16 protein-coding genes and 1 riboswitch are annotated in these 18,107 nt (G+C 70.1%); of the genes, 9 read left to right on the top strand and 7 right to left on the bottom strand.

Translation table 11 applies throughout. The features are described 5' to 3' along the window. The first annotated feature begins 17 nt into the window (after positions 1 to 17). Entirely contained in the window at positions 18 to 275 is a 258-nt protein-coding gene (locus tag ACWGSR_RS27165; RefSeq protein WP_003953983.1) for a WhiB family transcriptional regulator, read from the top strand. A gap of 209 nt (positions 276 to 484) precedes the next feature. Here the strand turns inward: ACWGSR_RS27165 and ACWGSR_RS27160 are convergent, their stop codons facing one another. After that, positions 485 to 1,951 (bottom strand): sensor histidine kinase, encoded by a 1,467-nt coding sequence (locus ACWGSR_RS27160; RefSeq protein ID WP_376239357.1) that lies wholly within the window; start codon positions 1,949 to 1,951, stop codon positions 485 to 487. A gap of 348 nt (positions 1,952 to 2,299) precedes the next feature. Beyond that, positions 2,300 to 2,905, bottom strand: a complete 606-nt coding sequence (locus ACWGSR_RS27155) for a TetR/AcrR family transcriptional regulator (protein ID WP_376239354.1) — start codon at positions 2,903 to 2,905, stop codon at positions 2,300 to 2,302. An 82-nt stretch (positions 2,906 to 2,987) separates the two neighbouring features. On the opposite strand from ACWGSR_RS27155, the gene ACWGSR_RS27150 reads away from it, so the two are divergent. Together ACWGSR_RS27150 and nagB are read left to right on the top strand one after the other, a co-directional pair. Then, entirely contained in the window at positions 2,988 to 3,737 is a 750-nt protein-coding gene (locus ACWGSR_RS27150; RefSeq protein ID WP_376239351.1) for an SDR family oxidoreductase, read from the top strand. A gap of 185 nt (positions 3,738 to 3,922) precedes the next feature. Next, on the top strand, positions 3,923 to 4,708 hold the full coding sequence (gene nagB / locus ACWGSR_RS27145) for a glucosamine-6-phosphate deaminase (RefSeq protein WP_366371797.1): 786 nt from the start codon (positions 3,923 to 3,925) through the stop codon (positions 4,706 to 4,708). Positions 4,709 to 4,896: 188 nt separating this feature from the next. Here nagB and ACWGSR_RS27140 read toward each other — a convergent pair whose 3' ends face one another. From ACWGSR_RS27140 to ACWGSR_RS27125, 4 genes are all read right to left on the bottom strand, one after another. Then, positions 4,897 to 6,420 carry a glycoside hydrolase family 3 protein gene (locus ACWGSR_RS27140; protein ID WP_453569754.1) on the bottom strand — a complete coding sequence of 508 codons (1,524 nt, stop codon included), beginning with the start codon at positions 6,418 to 6,420 and terminating at the stop codon, positions 4,897 to 4,899. An 8-nt stretch (positions 6,421 to 6,428) separates the two neighbouring features. After that, positions 6,429 to 7,265: a carbohydrate ABC transporter permease gene (locus ACWGSR_RS27135; RefSeq protein WP_376246312.1), complete on the bottom strand. Its 837-nt coding sequence runs from the start codon at positions 7,263 to 7,265 to the stop codon at positions 6,429 to 6,431. 26 nt (positions 7,266 to 7,291) lie between these two features. Next, positions 7,292 to 8,314 (bottom strand): carbohydrate ABC transporter permease, encoded by a 1,023-nt coding sequence (locus ACWGSR_RS27130; protein WP_376246306.1) that lies wholly within the window; start codon positions 8,312 to 8,314, stop codon positions 7,292 to 7,294. Positions 8,315 to 8,445: 131 nt separating this feature from the next. Beyond that, the gene (locus tag ACWGSR_RS27125) at positions 8,446 to 9,738 is read right to left on the bottom strand and encodes an extracellular solute-binding protein (protein ID WP_376246303.1); all 1,293 of its coding nucleotides are present in this window, start codon (positions 9,736 to 9,738) and stop codon (positions 8,446 to 8,448) included. Positions 9,739 to 10,227: 489 nt separating this feature from the next. Between ACWGSR_RS27125 and ACWGSR_RS27120 the strand changes: the two genes are divergently transcribed. The 6 genes from ACWGSR_RS27120 to ACWGSR_RS27095 all read left to right on the top strand — a co-directional run bounded on the left by ACWGSR_RS27120 (position 10,228) and on the right by ACWGSR_RS27095 (position 17,372). Further along, on the top strand, positions 10,228 to 10,992 hold the full coding sequence (locus ACWGSR_RS27120; RefSeq protein ID WP_053649500.1) for a GntR family transcriptional regulator: 765 nt from the start codon (positions 10,228 to 10,230) through the stop codon (positions 10,990 to 10,992). Positions 10,993 to 11,214: 222 nt separating this feature from the next. Next, positions 11,215 to 11,469: a DUF3311 domain-containing protein gene (locus ACWGSR_RS27115; protein WP_366371790.1), complete on the top strand. Its 255-nt coding sequence runs from the start codon at positions 11,215 to 11,217 to the stop codon at positions 11,467 to 11,469. After that, positions 11,466 to 13,073, top strand: a complete 1,608-nt coding sequence (gene mctP, locus ACWGSR_RS27110; RefSeq protein WP_453569749.1) for a monocarboxylate uptake permease MctP — start codon at positions 11,466 to 11,468, stop codon at positions 13,071 to 13,073. The genes ACWGSR_RS27115 and mctP overlap by 4 nt, the downstream gene beginning before the upstream one ends. An 81-nt stretch (positions 13,074 to 13,154) precedes the next feature. Continuing rightward, on the top strand, positions 13,155 to 13,664 hold the full coding sequence (locus tag ACWGSR_RS27105) for a GNAT family N-acetyltransferase (RefSeq protein ID WP_376246293.1): 510 nt from the start codon (positions 13,155 to 13,157) through the stop codon (positions 13,662 to 13,664). Positions 13,665 to 13,730: 66 nt separating this feature from the next. Continuing rightward, positions 13,731 to 13,853: riboswitch (cobalamin riboswitch) on the top strand. A gap of 130 nt (positions 13,854 to 13,983) precedes the next feature. Beyond that, the gene (locus ACWGSR_RS27100) at positions 13,984 to 16,359 is read left to right on the top strand and encodes a ribonucleoside-diphosphate reductase subunit alpha (protein WP_453569745.1); all 2,376 of its coding nucleotides are present in this window, start codon (positions 13,984 to 13,986) and stop codon (positions 16,357 to 16,359) included. Further along, positions 16,359 to 17,372, top strand: a complete 1,014-nt coding sequence (locus ACWGSR_RS27095) for a ribonucleotide-diphosphate reductase subunit beta (protein WP_376246287.1) — start codon at positions 16,359 to 16,361, stop codon at positions 17,370 to 17,372. The genes ACWGSR_RS27100 and ACWGSR_RS27095 overlap by 1 nt, the downstream gene beginning before the upstream one ends. 72 nt (positions 17,373 to 17,444) lie before the next feature. Here the strand turns inward: ACWGSR_RS27095 and def are convergent, their stop codons facing one another. Continuing rightward, complete coding sequence (gene def, locus ACWGSR_RS27090; RefSeq protein WP_376247226.1) at positions 17,445 to 18,080, bottom strand: peptide deformylase; 636 nt, start codon at positions 18,078 to 18,080, stop codon at positions 17,445 to 17,447. Positions 18,081 to 18,107 lie beyond the last annotated feature (27 nt).

Here is an 18,107-nt window from a genome sequence, read left to right as displayed (position 1 = left end):
CAAGAGAGGTAGCAGCCATGGACTGGCGTCACAACGCCGTTTGTCGTGAGGAAGACCCCGAGCTGTTCTTCCCCATCGGCAACACCGGTCCTGCGCTGCTGCAGATCGAGGAAGCCAAGGCCGTCTGCCGCCGCTGCCCCGTCATGGAGCAGTGCCTGCAGTGGGCGCTCGAGTCCGGCCAGGACTCCGGCGTCTGGGGTGGCCTCAGCGAGGACGAGCGCCGCGCGATGAAGCGCCGTGCCGCTCGCAACCGGGCGCGCAACGCCAGCGCCTGACGCCCCACTTACAGCCTCAGGCGAGCGGCGCACACATCGCGTGTGCAATCACCGCCCTTGAGTCGCAGCGCGCAGTAGTAACCCACAGCATTCGAGCCCCGGACCGAATTCCCTTCGGTCCGGGGCTCGCTGCTGTGCTCTCCTGCGGTTCCGGCCTCCGGCCGTTCCGGTCTCCGGCGGGATTCCGGCGGAGACCGTTTCCGCGGGGCCTACTTCTGGGACCGCACGGGAATGTCGAGGACCACCTTCGTGCCGCGCTCGGTGCCCGGCAGCATGTCGAAGGTTCCGCCCAACTCCCCTTCCACCAGGGTCCGTACGATCTGGAGGCCGAGGTTCCCGGCGCGCTGCGGGTCGAAGCCCTCGGGCAGGCCGCAGCCGTCGTCCTTCACCGTGATGAGGAGGCGGGCGTCGGCCCGGGCCTCGCCGCGGACGGCGGAGACCTCGACCGTGCCCCGCTCCCCCTGCGCGAAGGCGTGTTCGAGCGCGTTCTGCAGGACCTCGGTCAGGACCATGGAGAGCGGGGTGGCGACCTCGGCGTCGAGGATGCCGAAGCGGCCGTTGCGCCGGCAGGTGACCTTGCCCGGGGAGATCTCCGCGACCATCGCGATGACGCGGTCGGCGATCTCGTCGAACTCCACGCGCTCGTCCAGGTTCTGGGACAGCGTCTCGTGGACGATGGCGATCGAACCGACGCGCCGCACGGCCTCGTTGAGGGCCTCGCGGCCCCGGTCGGAGTCCATCCGGCGGGCCTGGAGGCGGAGCAGGGCGGCCACGGTCTGGAGGTTGTTCTTCACCCGGTGGTGGATCTCCCGGATGGTGGCGTCCTTGGTGATCAACTCGCGCTCGCGGCGGCGCAGTTCGGTGACGTCCCGGAGCAGGACGAGCGAACCGATGCGGGTGCCCTTGGGCTTGAGCGGGATCGCCCGGAGCTGGATCACCCCGCCGTTGCCCTCGACCTCGAACTCGCGCGGCGCGTAGCCGGAGGCGAGGGTGACCAGGGCCTCGTCCACCGGGCCGCGCGAGGGCGCGAGTTCCGCGGTGATCTGGCCGAGGTGCTGGCCGACGAGGTCGGCGGCGAGGCCGAGGCGGTGGTAGGCGGAGAGGGCGTTGGGCGAGGCGTACTGGACGATGCCCTCCGCGTCCAGGCGGACGAGACCGTCGCCGGCGCGGGGCGAGGAGTCCATGTCGACCTGCTCGCCGGAGAAGGGAAACGTTCCGGCGGCGATCATCTGGGCAAGGTCGGAGGCCGACTGGAGGTAGGTGAGCTCCAGGCGGGAGGGGGTGCGGACGGTCAGCAGGTTGGTGTTGCGGGCGATGACGCCGAGGACCCGGCCCTCGCGCCGCACGGGGATCGACTCGACCCGCACCGGGACCTCCTCGCGCCACTCCGGGTCGCCCTCGCGGACGATCCGGCCCTCGTCGAGGGCGGCGTCGAGCAGCGGGCGGCGGCCGCGCGGGACCAGGTGGCCGACCATGTCGTCCTGGTAGGAGGTGGGGCCGGTGTTCGGCCGCATCTGGGCGACGGAGACGTACCGCGTGCCGTCGAGGGTCGGGACCCAGAGGACGAGGTCGGCGAAGGAGAGGTCGGAGAGCAGCTGCCACTCCGACACCAGCAGGTGGAGCCACTCGAGGTCGGAGTCGCTCAGGGCGGTGTGCTGGCGCACGAGGTCGTTCATGGAGGGCACGGTGCGAGCGTACCCGCGGAATTCAGGGGCGGTGAACCTGGATCTCCGGGGCCGCGTGTTGGAGTATGGGCCGGGAAACACCGCGTTCCCGTGGATGGACAGACAAGAATGGTCTAGTCCACAATGAACAGAACAGAGCCTCCATCCTCCCCGCACAGGAGGATGGAACGAGGTACCCGACGCTCTCTGCCCTGACTGCGTCGAGACCTCCCACACGGCCGAGGGACCGCACACCCCCGGCCGAGCAACTCCGGGCTGCGGTGCCGGGCGGGCTGAGGGTCCCGCCGGGCGCCGCGGCCCGCGGGTGTTTCCGGCGCCGCCGTCCCCCGGGACCCGGGCCTACTCCCCCGCCTCCGCCGGCCAGGCGCGCATCGCCGCCTCGGCCACGGCCGCGAGCTCCTCCGCCGTCGCCCCGTCGCGGGCCTGCTGCGACATGCCCTGGAGGACGGCGCCGCTGAAGCGGGCGAGGGCGCGCGGGTCGGTGCCGGCCGGGAGCTCGCCGGACTCCACGCCCCGGCGGATCCGCTCCTCGAAGAAGGCCAGGTTGGCGTTCCTGCGGTCGCGCAGGGCCTCCTCGACCTCGGGGGTCGAGCAGTTGGTCGCGGCGGAGATCATCAGGCAGCCGCGGGGGTGGCCGGGCTCGGTGAAGAGCTCGGCGGCCTCGCACAGCATGCGTCCGACGGCGCCCCGGGCGGTCGGCTCCTCGGCGAAGGCGCGGCCGCCGTAGGCGCCGTACGAGAGCGCGTACGCCTCGACGACCTCCTCGAAGAGGGTCTTCTTGTCCCCGAAGGCGGCGTAGAGGCTGGGCGCGCTGATGCCCATGGCGCGGGTGAGGTCGGAGACGGAGGTCGTCTCGTAGCCGTGCTCCCAGAAGGCCATCGTGGCCTGTTCCAGGGCCGTGGGCCGGTCGAAGGAGCGGGGGCGGCCGCGCTGTCTCGTCACCATGGAGTGAATTCTATAGCGCACGCTACGGAAGTGGGGTACGGTCTTTACGTAACGACCGCTACAGATATGAGGGGGCGTCGCCATGGGCGTGCTCACGGGGAAGACGGCACTGGTCACGGGCGCGAGCCGGGGCATCGGGCGGGGGATCGCCGAGCGACTGGGGCGCGACGGGGCGCGGGTCGCGGTGCACTACGGGACGAACGAGGCGGCGGCGAAGGAGACGGTCGCGGCGATCGAGGCGGCCGGCGGCGAGGCGTTCGCGCTCGGCCAGGAGCTGGGGGTGCCGGGGGACGCGGCGGCGCTCTGGGCGGCCTTCGACGCGCGGGCGGACGGGCTGGACATCCTGGTGAACAACGCGGGGATCGGCGCGTCGAGCCCCTTCGCGACGATCGCCGAGGAGGAGTTCGAGCGGGTCTTCGCGGTGAACACGAAGGCCCCGTTCTTCCTGGCGCGGCTCGGCGCGGAGCGGCTGCGGGACGGGGGCCGGATCGTCAACGTGTCGACGGGGCTGACGAGGACGGCGCTGATGCCGGACCTGATCGCCTACTCGATGTCGAAGGGGGCGCTGGACGTCCTCACGCGGGACCTGTCGAAGCTGCTGGGCCCGCGCGGGATCACGGTCAACTCGGTGGCGCCCGGGATCGTGGCGACGGACAACACGGCATGGCTGGAGGACGACGAGGAGGCCAGTACGCGGGCGGCGGGGTACTCGGCGCTGGGCGGGATCGGAAGCACGGCCGAGATAGCCGACGTGGTGGCCTTCCTGGCCTCGGACGACGCGCGGTGGGTGACGGGGGCCTGGATCGACGCCACGGGGGGTTCGCTGACCTGAGCCGCCGGGGCCGCGCGCCCGGGGTCCGAGTGGCTGGCGGGGCGGGTGCGGCAGACGATGGGAGCGGGGCCGTCCGGGGGGCGGAACGGCATGGGAGGGAGGGCTCTCCTCTGCTAGATTTGACCTTAGATTGGTCTATACCACCGGACCCCTTCCCAGCCCCTCACCAGATCGGCAGGCACAGCGTGGAAGTTGTCATCGTCAAGGACGCCGAGGCGGGCGGAGAGCTCATCGCGGACGGCATCGCCGACCTCCTGCGCCGCAAGCCCGACGCGCTGCTCGGCGTGGCCACCGGTTCGACTCCGCTGCCCATCTACAAGGCCCTGATCGCCAAGGTCGGGGACGGCGCGGTGGACGCCTCGCGGGCCCGGATCGCCCAGCTGGACGAGTACGTCGGCCTCCCCGCCGGGCACCCGGAGTCGTACCGCTCCACCGTGCTCCGGCAGGTCGTCGAGCCGCTCGGGCTCTCCCCGGAGGCCTTCATGGGCCCCGACGGCTCCGCCGAGGACGTCCAGGCGGCCTGCGAGGAGTACGACCGGGCCCTGCGCGAGGCCGGCGGCGTGGACCTCCAGATCCTCGGCATCGGCACCGACGGGCACATCGGCTTCAACGAGCCGTGCTCCTCGCTCGCCTCCCGGACCCGGATCAAGACGCTCACCGAGCAGACCCGGGTGGACAACGCGCGCTTCTTCGACGACGACATCGAGCAGGTGCCGCACCACGTCATCACCCAGGGCATCGGCACCATTCTGGAGGCCCGCCACCTGGTGCTGCTCGCCACCGGCGAGGGCAAGGCCGAGGCCGTGGCGCAGACCGTCGAGGGCCCGGTGGCGGCGCTCGTGCCGGCCTCCGCGCTCCAGCTCCACCCGCACGCCACGGTCGTCGTGGACGAGGCCGCCGCCTCCAAGCTGAAGCTCGCGGACTACTTCCGCCACACCTTCGCGAACAAGCCCGCCTGGCAGGGCATCTGAGAACACCCGGAACCCCGGTGACAGCGCGAAGGGGCCCGGCACCCGAGGACGGGTGCCGGGCCCCTTCGCGTACGGCGTCGACGGGAAGCCGTCGGGCTCCGGCCGGGCCCCTTCGCGTACGGCGTCGGCGGGAAGCCGTCGGGCTCCGGTGCCGGGTCCCTCCGCCGTACGGCGTGCGCGGGGAGCCGTCAGGCTCCGGTGCCGACCACGGCCTCGGCGGCGGCGCGGCCGCAGACCCGGGCCGCGCCGTGCGTGGCGATGTGCAGGGCCCCGCGGGGCTCCGCCTCGTTGAGGCCCATCTCGACCACGACGGTGTCGGGGCGGGCCGCGAGGAGGCCGTCGAGGGCCCGGATCATCCACGGGTGCCGGTGGAGGTCGCGTACGACCGCCACCACGCGCCGCTCCCCCGCGTCGGCGAGGACGGACTCGGCGGAGGACTCGTCGTACGAGCCGGTCTCCGTGCCGGGCAGCAGCCGCCCCAGCTCCGCCGCGATGCCCCAGGGCGTCTCGTCGCCGACGGCGAAGTTCGCGACCGGGGTGAAGGACGCCACGTAGGGGGCACCGGTGATCGGGGTGTACGGACGCTCCCCGCGGGTCACCTTCAGGGCCCGGCGGGCGGCGACGAGTCCGATGTCGGCGCCGGGCGCGGTCCCCTCCTGCACTGCCGCGCCCGGCACCGATCCAGCCCCCCTGACCCGGTGCGCCTGGGTCCAGGCCGCCAGGGCGCGCACGCGCGCCGCGGCGTCGGCCAGCCGCTCCTCGGGCAGTTCACCGGTCCGTACCGCGTCGACGAGCGCGTCGCGCAGCCGCAGCACGGTGTCCTCGTCGCACAGCCCGCCGCCGACGCAGATGGCGTCGGCGCCCGCGGCGATGGCGAGGACGGATCCGCGCTCGATGCCGTACGTCGCCGAGACGGCCTGCATCTCCATGCCGTCGGTGACGATCAGCCCCTCGAAGCCCAGCTCCTGGCGCAGCAGACCGGTGAGGATCTGCGGGCTCAGGGTGGCCGGGCGGTGCGGGTCGAGCGCGGAGAGAAGAATATGCGCGCTCATGACCGCTTTGGTACCCGCGGCGACGGCCGCGCGGAAAGGTACCAGCTCACGGGCGTGCAGTGTGGCGAGGTCCACATCGATCCGGGGCAGCGCGTCGTGGGAGTCGACGTTGGTGTCGCCGTGTCCGGGGAAGTGCTTCGTGCAGGCCGCGACCCCGACGCCCTGGAGGCCGTCGACGTACGCCACGGTGTGCCGGGCGACCAGGTCCGGGTCCGGCCCGAAGGAGCGGACGCCGATGACCGGGTTCTCGGCGTTGGAGTTGACGTCGGCGGAGGGGGCCCAGTTGAGGTCCACCCCGCACTGCGCGAGCCGGCGGCCGAGCTCGCGGGCCACGGCCCGGGTGAGCTCGACGTCGTCGACGCTGCCGAGGGCGTAGTTGCCGGGGAAGGACGAGCCCTGCTTGACCTCCAGGCGGGTGACGTCGCCGCCCTCCTCGTCGATGGCGACGAGGACGTCGTCCCGCTCGGCCCTCAGCTGCGCGGTGAGCGCGGTGAGCTGCTCGGGGGTGACGATGTTCCGGCCGAAGAGGCCGACCGACGACAGGCCCTCGCCGATGCGGCGGAGCAGCCAGTCGGGGGCGGTGGTGCCGACGAAGCCGGGCTGGAGGACGGTGAGCGCGTCGCGGGTGAGCGTGTCCGAGGCGTGTACGAGAGTGGTCATGAGACCCGTTATCCCTTCACCGCGCCGGCGGTCATGCCGCCGACGGCCTTGCGCTGGAGGAAGATGAAGACGACGAGCACGGGGAGCGCGAAGAGGGTCGAGGCGGCCATGGTGGCGCCCCAGTCGTTGCCGAAGGCGGTCTGGAACTGGGTCAGCCAGAGCGTGAGGGTCTGGTTCGTCTTGTCCTTGTTCAGGACGAGGACCATCGCGAACTCGTTCCAGGCGGTGATGAAGCCGAAGAGCGAGGTCGACATCAGACCGGGGGCGAGCAGCGGGAAGATCACCTTGCGGAAGGCCTGGCCGCGGGTGCAGCCGTCGATCTGCGCGGCCTCCTCCAGCTCGACCGGGACGGCGGCGATGAAGCCGCGCAGGGTCCAGATGGTGAAGGGCAGGACCATCACGAAGTAGATCGCCGTGAGCAGCGGGATGCTGTTCAGCATGTCGTTGTCGCGGGCGATCATGTACATCGCGATGACCATGACCTCCCAGGGGGCCATCTGCGCCATCATCACGATCAGGACGATGCCCTTGCGGCCCTTGAACTTCATGCGGGCGATCGCGAAGCTCGCGGCCAGGGCGACGAGCAGGGCCAGGAGGACGGCGCCGGCGGTGACGATCAGGCTGTTCGTGGCGTAGGTCCAGAACAGGTCGACACCGGTGGCCGTCGAGTAGTTCTCGAAGGTCGGCTTGAAGAAGAAGACGGGATCCTTCGTCAGGATCTCGCTCTGCGGCTTCAGCGAGGACGAGAACATCCAGTAGACGGGGAAGACGAAGACCACGGCGACCACGAGGGCGGTGAGGTTCTTCGCGACCGTCGCCGGCCGGAGCGGGCTGCGGGTCCGCAGCTTCTGGGGGGTCGGGGTGGTGGTGCTCACTGCTCGTCCTCCTGCTTCAGGATCAGGCGGAAGTAGAAGGACATGGCCACGAGCAGCATCACGATGGTGAGGATCGAGATGGCGGCCGCGAGGCCGTAGTGCTGCTGGCCCATGCCCTCGATGTAGGCGAAGACCGGCAGGGTCTCGGAGGCCCGGTCGGGGCCGCCCTGGTTCATGGCGTAGACCTGGGTGAAGGCCTTGAAGATCCAGATGATCTCCAGGAACGTGGTGATCATGAAGAACGGCTTCAGGTTCGGGAAGACCACGGACCAGAAGGTGCGCCAGCCGCTCGCGCCGTCCATCTTGGCCGCCTCGTACAGCTCGGACCCGACCGTGGTCAGGGCGGCGTACATGTTGAGGGCGACGAAGGGGATCGAGCCCCAGACGAGCAGGATCGTCACGATGGTGAGGGTGGAGAATCCGGTCTCGAACCAGTTGTGCTGCTCGTAGCCGGCGAAGCCGAGGGACCGCATCAGCCAGTTGGCGACGCCGAACTGCTCGGAGAAGAGCCACTGGAAGACGGTGACCGAGGCGACGATCGGCATGGCCCAGGCGAGCATCAGCGCCAGGGAGAGGACGAGCCGCATCTTCTTGCCGAGGCGGTTGAGCAGCATGCCGATCAGCGTGCCCAGCAGCATGACGAGCGCGACGTTGACGGCGGTGACGACGAGCGACCGGACGACGACGTTCCAGAAGTCGGGGTCGCTCAGCAGCTTGGTGTAGTTCTCGAAGCCGACCCAGGGCGTCTCGCGCCGGATCATCTCCCGCTTGTTGACCCCCTGGAAGGAGAGGATCACATTGCGGATCAGCGGGTAGAGGAGCAGCACCGCCATGGAGAGCAGGGCGGGCGTGACGAGCAGGTACGGCAGCAGCCCGCTGGGCAGGGAGCGCCTGCCACGCGGAGGCCGAAGGGATTCCTTCGCGCCGGAAGGGGGTGGCGGAGTCTGCGACTTCCCTGCCGCCCTCCCGGGCGCGTCCTGAGGAGCGGCGCTGGCCGTCCCCTGGGAGTCCACGGTCATGGTCTTCTTCCTCGCGGTTCTGGGGCTCCCGCGCCCACCGGGGCGCGGCCCGGGGGAGCGGGCCGCTGTTCACTGCAATGGCCGAATGGCGCGGCCGGTACGATCCGGCCGCGCCACCGGGGTGGTTACCGCTACTGGTTGAGGCGCTCGGCGATGACCTTGTCGGCCTCGTCGCCGGCCTTCTTCGGGTCCTCGCCCTTCAGGACCTTGGTCATGTAGCCCTTGATCGGGTTGGGCTCGGTCTCGACGTTGGCCCAGCCCTCGGTGATCGGGGTGATGCGGCCGCTGTTCGCGGACTTCACCATCGCCTCGGCGAAGGAGCCGGCCTCGGGCTGGATCTGCGCGGACGGGTCGTTCGGGACGATGCCGCCCTTGACGGCGGTGCCGTAGGACTGCATGCCCTTCTTGTTGGTGGCGAGGGTCAGCCACTCCTTCGCGAGGTCCTTGTTCTGCGAACGCTCGGCGACGGCGAGGTTCGAGCCGCCGAAGAACACGGAGCCCGGCTTGTCGGCCGTCTTGCCCGGGATCGGGAAGTAGCCGAAGTCGGCCGTCTTGCCGGCCTTCTTGATGGCGTCGATCGCGCCGCCGGCCTCCCAGCCGAGACCGATCCAGGACGCCACGCCGCCCTTGGGGACGATGTCGGTGGACTGCTGCGGGGTCGCCTCGTCCTTGTCCTTCGGAGCGGTCGAGTAGGACTGCAGCTCCTTGTAGAAGTTGATGGCCGAGGCGGCCTCCGCGGTGCCGAGACCGCCCTTCCACTTGTCGCCGTCCTTGGTGGCGAGGTCGCCGCCCTCGTCCCACAGGAAGCCGGCGAAGACGTACCAGCTCTGGCCGGGCAGGTAGAGCGGCTGCGACTTCGGGTCGGAGGCCTTGAGCTTCTTCAGGCCCTCGATCCACTCGGCGCGGGTCTTCGGCGGGGTGATGCCCGCCTTCTTGAAGGCGGCCTTGTCGTAGATCACGGCGCGGTTGGCGGCCCACCACGGAGCGGCGTAGAGCTTGCCCTCCAGCTCGGCCGAGGGCTTGATGCCCTCGCTCCAGTTGGCGTAGCCGAGCTTGTCCTTGTCACCGGTGAGGTCGGCGAGACCGCCGGAGGCGGCGTAGCCCGTGGTCTGGGTGTTGCCGATCTCCAGGACGTCCGGCGGGGTGTTCTCGGAGAGCGCCGTGGTGACCTTGGTCTGGATGTCGGTCCACTGCTGCGTCTCGACCTTGACCTTGACGCCGGGGTGCGAGGCCTCGAACTCCTTGTTGACCCCGTCGATCCACTCCTTGGGAGCGGAACCGTCCATGACCCAGACGGTCAGGGTCTTGTCGCCCCCGGCCGTGCCCTTGTCGCCGTCCTTGGCCTTGTCGCTGTCGGAACCACACGCAGCAATGGAGACCATCATGCCCGCGACGCCGATCGCCGCGATGAGCTTGCGCTTCACGCCACCCTCCTCAGGGATGCCTGCAACCCCCCTGCCCACCGCGCGAAGACATACGTCGGGTAATGCTGGGGCTGGGACCTGGTCTTTAATGGTTTAGACCAGTACCCGGAGCTTGGCCTAGACCTTTTTGGGTGTCAAGGGTGCGCAAGACGGGTATGGGCGTCCGTTATCGGACCGACACCTGGTCCAGACCGGCCACGACCGCAGGAATCGCGCCACCCGACGCCCTCCCGAGGACGCCGCGCGCACCCCGGCGGCCCGGAGGACCCTTCCCGTCCCGCCGGAGGAAGCCTCTCACCTCTCGGCCGGAATGGCCTAGACCAACGGGGGATATCACGGTGTATAAGAAGCAGGGAACGACTCCTCCTCGCCGAACCCGCACATATCGGCAGGAGAAACCGTGGAGGCACATGAAGCGTGCCACCATGTGAGCCGCGACAGACGGAGGAGCCGGTGACGGCAACAGCACAGGAGTCGGGAAGGCAGGCCATGGCCACGGACGCGGGCAGCACGGAGACAGAGAGCGGGACGCCCACCCGTACCGCGCGCGTGCCCAAGTACTACCGGCTGAAGCGGCACTTGCTCGACATGACCGAGACCCTGCCGCCCGGCACCCCCGTGCCGCCGGAGCGAACGCTCGCCGCCGAGTTCGACACCTCCCGCACCACCGTGCGCCAGGCGCTCCAGGAGCTGGTCGTCGAGGGGCGCCTGGAGCGCATCCAGGGCAAGGGCACCTTCGTGGCCAAGCCCAAGGTCTCCCAGGCGCTGCAACTCACCTCGTACACCGAGGACATGCGCGCCCAGGGCCTGGAGCCCACCTCGCAGCTCCTCGACATCGGCTACGTCACCGCCGACGACACCCTCGCCGGGCTCCTCGACATCTCGGCCGGCGGCCGGGTGCTCCGCATCGAGCGCCTGCGGCTCGCCAGCGGGGAGCCGATGGCGATCGAGACCACCCATCTGTCCGCGAAGCGCTTCCCGGCCCTGCGCCGCTCGCTCGTGAAGTACACCTCGCTCTACACCGCGCTCGCCGAGGTCTACGACGTGCACCTCGCCGAGGCCGAGGAGACCATCGAGACCTCCCTCGCCACCCCGCGCGAGGCCGGGCTGCTCGGCACGGACGTGGGCCTGCCGATGCTGATGCTCTCCCGCCACTCGCTGGACGCGCAGGGCGAGCCGGTGGAGTGGGTGCGGTCCGTCTACCGGGGCGACCGGTACAAGTTCGTGGCCCGCCTCAAGCGCCCCAACGGCTGACTCGACGGCACCCCTCTCGCAGAACGGCCGCACCCCCCGACGGGTGCGGCCGTTTCGCGTTTCCGGGAATGTCGTATTCCCTCCGCACGGCACCGTCGGCGATCGAAGAGGGCCTCTTCCGACAAAACAGATCCGTTATGCGGACAGGGGTTCCATGGAACGGACGCGTCCCCTAGATTTCCCCAGCATTACCGAGGTGATCAGCGAGGGGACGAAATCTCGATGTCAGAAGCGGCACAAGGGAAACAACCGACCGTCACCCCCCTGCGGGTGGTGATCGCGCTCTGTCTCGTCGCCCCGTTCGTGGCGATGCTCTGGGTGGGCTCCTACGCGAAGGCAGAACCCCTCTTCGCGGGCATCCCCTTCTTCTACTGGTACCAGATGCTCTGGGTGCTGGTCTCCACCCTGCTCACCATGATCGCCTACAAGCTGTGGCAGCGGGACCAGCGGTCCCGCGAGGGGGGTGACGCGCGATGAAGGACGGCGTGAACGGCGTGGCGCTCGCCGTCTTCATCTTCTTCTTCCTGGCCGTCACGGTCATGGGCTTCCTGGCCTCGCGCTGGCGCAGGGCCGAGAACGAGCACAGCCTCGACGAGTGGGGCCTCGGCGGCCGGTCCTTCGGCACCTGGGTGACCTGGTTCCTGCTCGGCGGCGACCTCTACACCGCGTACACCTTCGTCGCCGTCCCGGCGGCCATCTACGCGGCGGGCGCGGCCGGCTTCTTCGCCGTGCCGTACACGATCCTGGTCTACCCGCTGATCTTCACCTTCCTGCCGCGCCTGTGGTCGGTCTCGCACAAGCACGGGTACGTGACCACCTCCGACTTCGTCCGGGGCCGCTTCGGCTCCAAGGGCCTGTCGCTGGCGGTGGCGGTCACCGGCATCCTCGCCACCATGCCGTACATCGCGCTCCAGCTCGTCGGCATCCAGGCCGTCCTGGACGTGATGGGCGTCGGCGGCGGCGAGAACACCCACTGGTTCATCAAGGACCTGCCGCTGCTCATCGCCTTCGGCGTCCTCGCGGCCTACACCTACTCCTCCGGCCTGCGCGCCCCCGCGCTCATCGCCTTCGTCAAGGACACCCTGATCTACATCGTCATCGCGGTGGCGATCATCTACATCCCGATCAAGCTGGGCGGCTTCGACGAGATCTTCGCCCAGGCGGGCGAGAAGTTCACCACCAACAAGGTCGGTGGACTCGTCCCCGGCGAGGCCGGCCAGTGGACGTACGCGACGCTCGCGCTCGGCTCCGCGCTCGCGCTCTTCATGTACCCGCACTCCATCACGGCGACGCTGTCGTCCCGGAGCCGCGAGGTCATCCGCCGCAACACCACGATCCTGCCGCTGTACTCGCTGATGCTGGGTCTGCTGGCACTGCTGGGCTTCATGGCGATCGCCGCAGGGATCAAGGTCGAGAACGGCCAGCTCGCCATTCCGCAGCTCTTCGAGACCATGTTCCCGGACTGGTTCGCGGGCGTCGCGTTCGCCGCGATCGGCATCGGCGCGCTCGTCCCGGCCGCGATCATGTCGATCGCCGCCGCCAACCTCTTCACCAGGAACATCTACAAGGACTTCATCAAGCCGGACGCGACCCCGGCCCAGGAGACCAAGGTCTCCAAGATCGTCTCGCTTCTGGTCAAGGTCGGCGCCCTCGTGTTCGTCCTCACCATGGACAAGACGGTCGCGATCAACTTCCAGCTCCTCGGCGGCATCTGGATCCTCCAGACCTTCCCCGCCCTGGTAGGAGGGCTCTTCACCCGCTGGTTCCACCGCTGGGCCCTGCTCGCAGGGTGGGCTGTCGGCATGCTGTACGGCACTATCGCCGCCTACAACGTGTCCACTCCGAAGCAGAAGCACTTCGGCGGCTCCTCCGCCGAGATCCCGGGCATCGGCGAGATCGGCTACATCGGCCTCACCGCCTTCGTCCTCAACGTCGTGGTCACCGTGGTCCTCACCTTCGTCCTCAAGGCCCTCAAGGCCCCCGAGGGCATCGACGAGACCTCCCCGTCGGACTACACCGCCGACGCCGGCGACCCCGGCGTGCAGACCGAGATGGAGAAGGCCACCGCGCCCACCCACTGACACCGGTCGCGCCGAAAGGGCCCGGGACCTCCGCCAGGAGGCCCCGGGCCCCGTCGCGTCCCCGGCGTGCACACTTCCCCCATGGACTTCACGATCAGGGCGGTACGGCCCGAGGAGTACGAGGTGCTCGGCGAACTGACCGGACGCACCTATCTGGACGACGGACTGCTGAAGTACGGGGCCGAGGACTCCTATCTGGCCGTGCTGCGGGACACGGAGCGGCGGGCCCGCGAGAGCGAGGTCCTCGTCGCGGAGGACACCGGGGACGCGGCGGGGCGGATCGTCGGCGGGGTGACCTTCGCCCGGGGCGGCACCCCGTGGGCCGACATCGCGGTGGCCGGCGAGGCCGAGTTCCGGATGCTCGCGGTCGCCCGGGAGGCCCGCGGCCGGGGCGTCGGCGAGGCGCTCGTACGGGCCTGTGTCGACCGGGCGCGGGCCCTTCCGGGGTGCGCCAGGATCGTGCTCTCCACGGACGCCGCGATGGTCTCCGCGCACCGGATCTACGAGCGGACGGGCTTCGTCCGCACCCCGCACCGGGACTGGGAGCCCATCCCCGATCACTCTCTGCGCACCTACTCCCTGGAGTTCTGACCCCAAGTCCCGTCCAGGGGGCGACACAACATGTGGGGGGTGCCACGAGCGGCGCCCCCCACATGTATGCTCGTCCTCGCTGTCGACGCAGGGGAATCCGGCGCGAATCCGGAACTGTCCCGCAACGGTGTACTTCGTGCGGTTTCGTCCGGAGTGAGTCCGAACACCTGCCGACAGCGCGCCCGGTCCTTCCGTTCCGGGTGCCACAGACGTCCGGGCCTCGCGGAGTGGGCCGGTGGACGCGGCGCGTCATGCCTGGACGCCCGCCCGTCCGCCTGCCCCCGCCGAGGCCCCGAGCCGAGCGAGGGAGAGCCCCCACGTGACCATCGCGCCCGCCGATCCGGCTTCGGCCGAGGCTTCCGCGGTCGAGAGCGACGGTCCCGGGACCGTACTGCTGCGGACCCTGACCGACCTCACCGCCGATCTCCCCGACACCGACCCCGGCAAGGTCGCCGCCGCCGCGCTCCGCGGCCGCAGCGCCGCCGCGGACGAGGCGGAGCTGCGCGAGCTGGCCACCGAGGCGGCCGCCGGCCTGATCGCCGAGGACCCGGCGTACTCCCGGCTCGCCGCCCGGCTCCTCACCATCACCATCGCGGACGAGGCGGCCTCCCAGGGCTCGGTCGACTTCTCCTCCTCGGTCGTCGTCGGGCACCGCGAGGGCCTGATCGCCGACCGCACCGCCGAGTTCGTCGCGCTGCACGCCGACCGCCTCGACGCCACGATCGACCGCGCCGGCGACGACCGCTTCGGCTACTTCGGCCTGCGCACCCTCTACTCGCGCTACCTGCTGCGCCACCCGATCACCCGCAAGGTGATCGAGACCCCGCAGCACTTCATGCTGCGCGTCGCCTGCGGTCTGGCCGAGGACGAGGGCGTCCGCGCGCTCGACGAAGTGGCCGCGCTGTACGGCCTGATGAGCCGGCTGGACTACCTGCCGTCCTCCCCCACGCTCTTCAACTCCGGCACCCGCCACCCGCAGATGTCCTCCTGCTACCTCCTGGACTCCCCGCAGGACGAGCTGGACTCCATCTACGACCGCTACCACCAGGTCGCGCGCCTCTCGAAGCACGCGGGCGGCATCGGCCTCTCGTACTCCCGCATCCGCGCCCGCGGTTCGCTGATCCGGGGCACCAACGGGCACTCCAACGGCATCGTGCCGTTCCTGAAGACCCTGGACGCCTCCGTCGCCGCCGTGAACCAGGGCGGCCGCCGCAAGGGCGCCGCCGCCGTCTACCTGGAGACCTGGCACGCGGACATCGAGGAGTTCCTGGAGCTCCGCGACAACACGGGCGAGGACCAGCGCCGCACGCACAACCTGAACCTGGCGCACTGGATCCCGGACGAGTTCATGCGCCGCGTGAACGCCGACGCCGAGTGGTCGCTGTTCTCCCCCTCGGACGTGCCCGAGCTCGTGGACCTGTGGGGCGAGGAGTTCGACGCCGCCTACCGCAAGGCCGAGGCGGCCGGCCTGGCCCGCAAGACGATGCCGGCCCGCGACCTGTACGGCCGGATGATGCGGACCCTGGCCCAGACCGGCAACGGCTGGATGACCTTCAAGGACGCCTCGAACCGGACGGCCAACCAGACCGCCGAGCCCGGCCACACCGTCCACTCCTCCAACCTCTGCACGGAGATCCTGGAGGTCACGGACGACGGCGAGACCGCGGTCTGCAACCTGGGCTCGGTCAACCTCGGCGCGTTCGTGGTCGGTTCGGACATCGACTGGGAGCGCCTGGACGCGACCGTCCGCACGGCCGTCACCTTCCTCGACCGGGTCGTCGACATCAACTTCTACCCGACCGAGCAGGCGGGCCGCTCCAACTCCCGCTGGCGTCCGGTCGGCCTGGGCGCCATGGGCCTCCAGGACGTCTTCTTCCAGCTGAAGCTGCCCTTCGACTCCCCCGAGGCGCGGGCGCTCTCCACCCGGATCGCCGAGCGGATCATGCTCGCCGCGTACGAGGCCTCCGCCGACCTGGCCGAGCGCAACGGCCCGCTCCCGGCCTGGGAGAAGACCCGCGCCGCCCGCGGCGTGCTGCACCCCGACCACTACGACGTGGAGCTGAACTGGCCGGAGCGCTGGACCGCGCTGCGCGAGCGGATCGCCGCCGTCGGCATGCGCAACAGCCTCCTCCTCGCCATCGCGCCGACCGCGACGATCGCCTCGATCGCCGGCGTGTACGAGTGCATCGAGCCGCAGGTCTCCAACCTGTTCAAGCGCGAGACGCTGTCGGGCGAGTTCCTCCAGGTCAACTCGTACCTGGTCGACGAGCTGAAGAGGCTCGGCGTCTGGGACGCGCAGACCCGTGAGGCGCTGCGCGACTCCAACGGCTCGGTGCAGGGCTTCACCTGGGTGCCGGCCGAGGTGCGCGAGCTGTACCGCACGGCCTGGGAGATCCCGCAGCGCGGCCTGATCGACATGGCCGCCGCCCGCACCCCGTTCCTGGACCAGTCGCAGTCGCTGAACCTGTTCCTGGAGACGCCCACCATCGGCAAGCTGTCGTCGATGTACGCGTACGCCTGGAAGCAGGGCCTCAAGACGACGTACTACCTGCGCTCCCGCCCGGCCACCCGGATCGCCCGCGCCGCCCAGGCGTCGACGGCCGCCGCCGCGCCCATTCCCGTCCAGCAGGCCGCCGACCCCGACGCGGTCGCCTGCTCCCTGGAAAACCCCGAGTCCTGCGAGGCCTGCCAGTAATGAGCTCCACCGAGAAGAACCTGCTCGACCCGGGCTTCGAACTCACCCTCCGTCCCATGCGCTACCCGGACTTCTACGAGCGCTACCGGGACGCGATCAAGAACACCTGGACCGTCGAGGAGGTCGACCTCCACTCGGACGTCGCCGACCTCGCCAAGCTGACCCCGGCCGAGCAGCACATGATCGGCCGTCTGGTCGCGTTCTTCGCGACGGGCGACTCGATCGTCTCGAACAACCTGGTCCTGACGCTCTACAAGCACATCAACTCCCCCGAGGCGCGGCTCTACCTGAGCCGGCAGCTCTTCGAGGAGGCCGTGCACGTCCAGTTCTACCTGACGCTGCTCGACACCTACCTGCCCGACCCGGACGACCGCGCCGCCGCGTTCGACGCGGTCGAGGAGATCCCCTCCATCCGCGAGAAGGCGCAGTTCTGCTTCAAGTGGATGGACTCGGTCGAGAAGATCGAGCGCCTGGAGACGGCCGCCGACCGCCGCCGCTTCCTGCTGAACCTGATCTGCTTCGCGGCGTGCATCGAGGGCCTGTTCTTCTACGGCGCCTTCGCCTACGTGTACTGGTTCCGGTCCCGGGGCCTGCTGCACGGCCTGGCGACCGGCACCAACTGGGTCTTCCGCGACGAGACGATGCACATGAACTTCGCCTTCGAGGTCGTGGACACCGTCCGCAAGGAGGAGCCCGAGCTCTTCGACGACGCGCTTCAGCAGCAGGTCACGGACATGCTGAAGGAGGCCGTGGAGGCGGAGCTCCAGTTCGGCCGCGACCTGTGCGGCGACGGTCTGCCGGGCATGAACACCGAGTCGATGCGCGAGTACCTCCAGTGCGTCGCCGACCAGCGCCTCCAGCGCCTCGGCTTCGCCCCGGTGTACGGCTCGGAGAACCCGTTCTCCTTCATGGAGCTCCAGGGCGTCCAGGAGCTGACCAACTTCTTCGAGCGCCGCCCGTCCGCCTACCAGGTGGCGGTCGAGGGCTCGGTGGACCTCGACGAGGACTTCTAGGCGGTACGTGGAAGGGCCCCGCACTCCTCCGGAGGAGTGCGGGGCCCTTCCACGTACGCACGCGCGCGTGGATCAGTCGTTCGGGACCGTCTCGTAGCGCGGGGTGCCCTCCTCCATCTGGCGCAGGGCGTCCTTGCGGTCCCGCTTGGAGAGGCGGTCGATGTAGAGGCGGCCGTAGAGGTGGTCCGTCTCGTGCTGGAGGCAGCGGGCGAAGTAGCCGGTGCCGCGCACCTTGATCGGGTTGCCCTGCGGGTCCCGGCCGTGGACCTCGGCGTAGTCCGGGCGGGCGAGCTCGGCGTAGGCGGTCGGCACGGAGAGGCAGCCCTCGTTGGACTCGTCCAGGACGCGGCGGTCCGCCGGCAGCTCCTGGAGCACCGGGTTGATCACGACGCCGGTGTGGCGGACGCCCTCGTCGTCCGGGCAGTCGTAGACGAAGACCTTGAGGTCCACGCCGATCTGGTTCGCGGCCAGGCCCACGCCCTCGGCGGCCTTCTGGCTGGCGAACATGTCGTCGATCAGCGCCGCGAGCTCGTCGTCGAACGCGGTGACGTCCTTGCACTCCTTGTGCAGCACCGGGTTGCCGACGACCGTGATCGGGCGGGCCTTGCCGCGCTCGCGGTGGGCGAGCTCGCGCGCCTCGCAGTCCTCCGTGTCCACGACGAAGCCGTCGTTGATCTGCGTCTGCTCGTCCGTCTCCTGCTGCGCCATGTCCGGCCGCGCCTTCCTGAAAACCCG

The sequence above is a fragment of the Streptomyces sp. NPDC055632 genome (genome assembly GCF_053618675.1).
The sequence above is the reverse complement of the archived record's forward strand: the minus strand, read 5'-3'. Positions and strand labels throughout refer to the sequence as shown.

Excerpts from the sequence above, each read along its gene's own strand:
- ACWGSR_RS27140 (WP_453569754.1), bottom strand. The coding sequence starts at position 6,420 with ATGACCACTCTCGTACACGCCTCGGACACGCTCACCCGCGACGCGCTC.
- ACWGSR_RS27105 (WP_376246293.1), top strand. The coding sequence starts at position 13,155 with ATGGACTTCACGATCAGGGCGGTACGGCCCGAGGAGTACGAGGTGCTC.
- ACWGSR_RS27150 (WP_376239351.1), top strand. The coding sequence starts at position 2,988 with ATGGGCGTGCTCACGGGGAAGACGGCACTGGTCACGGGCGCGAGCCGG.
- ACWGSR_RS27165 (WP_003953983.1), top strand. The coding sequence starts at position 18 with ATGGACTGGCGTCACAACGCCGTTTGTCGTGAGGAAGACCCCGAGCTG.
- ACWGSR_RS27130 (WP_376246306.1), bottom strand. The coding sequence starts at position 8,314 with ATGACCGTGGACTCCCAGGGGACGGCCAGCGCCGCTCCTCAGGACGCG.
- mctP (WP_453569749.1), top strand. The coding sequence starts at position 11,466 with ATGAAGGACGGCGTGAACGGCGTGGCGCTCGCCGTCTTCATCTTCTTC.
- def (WP_376247226.1), bottom strand. The coding sequence starts at position 18,080 with ATGGCGCAGCAGGAGACGGACGAGCAGACGCAGATCAACGACGGCTTC.
- ACWGSR_RS27120 (WP_053649500.1), top strand. The coding sequence starts at position 10,228 with ATGGCCACGGACGCGGGCAGCACGGAGACAGAGAGCGGGACGCCCACC.
- ACWGSR_RS27155 (WP_376239354.1), bottom strand. The coding sequence starts at position 2,905 with ATGGTGACGAGACAGCGCGGCCGCCCCCGCTCCTTCGACCGGCCCACG.
- ACWGSR_RS27115 (WP_366371790.1), top strand. The coding sequence starts at position 11,215 with ATGTCAGAAGCGGCACAAGGGAAACAACCGACCGTCACCCCCCTGCGG.
- ACWGSR_RS27160 (WP_376239357.1), bottom strand. The coding sequence starts at position 1,951 with ATGAACGACCTCGTGCGCCAGCACACCGCCCTGAGCGACTCCGACCTC.
- ACWGSR_RS27095 (WP_376246287.1), top strand. The coding sequence starts at position 16,359 with ATGAGCTCCACCGAGAAGAACCTGCTCGACCCGGGCTTCGAACTCACC.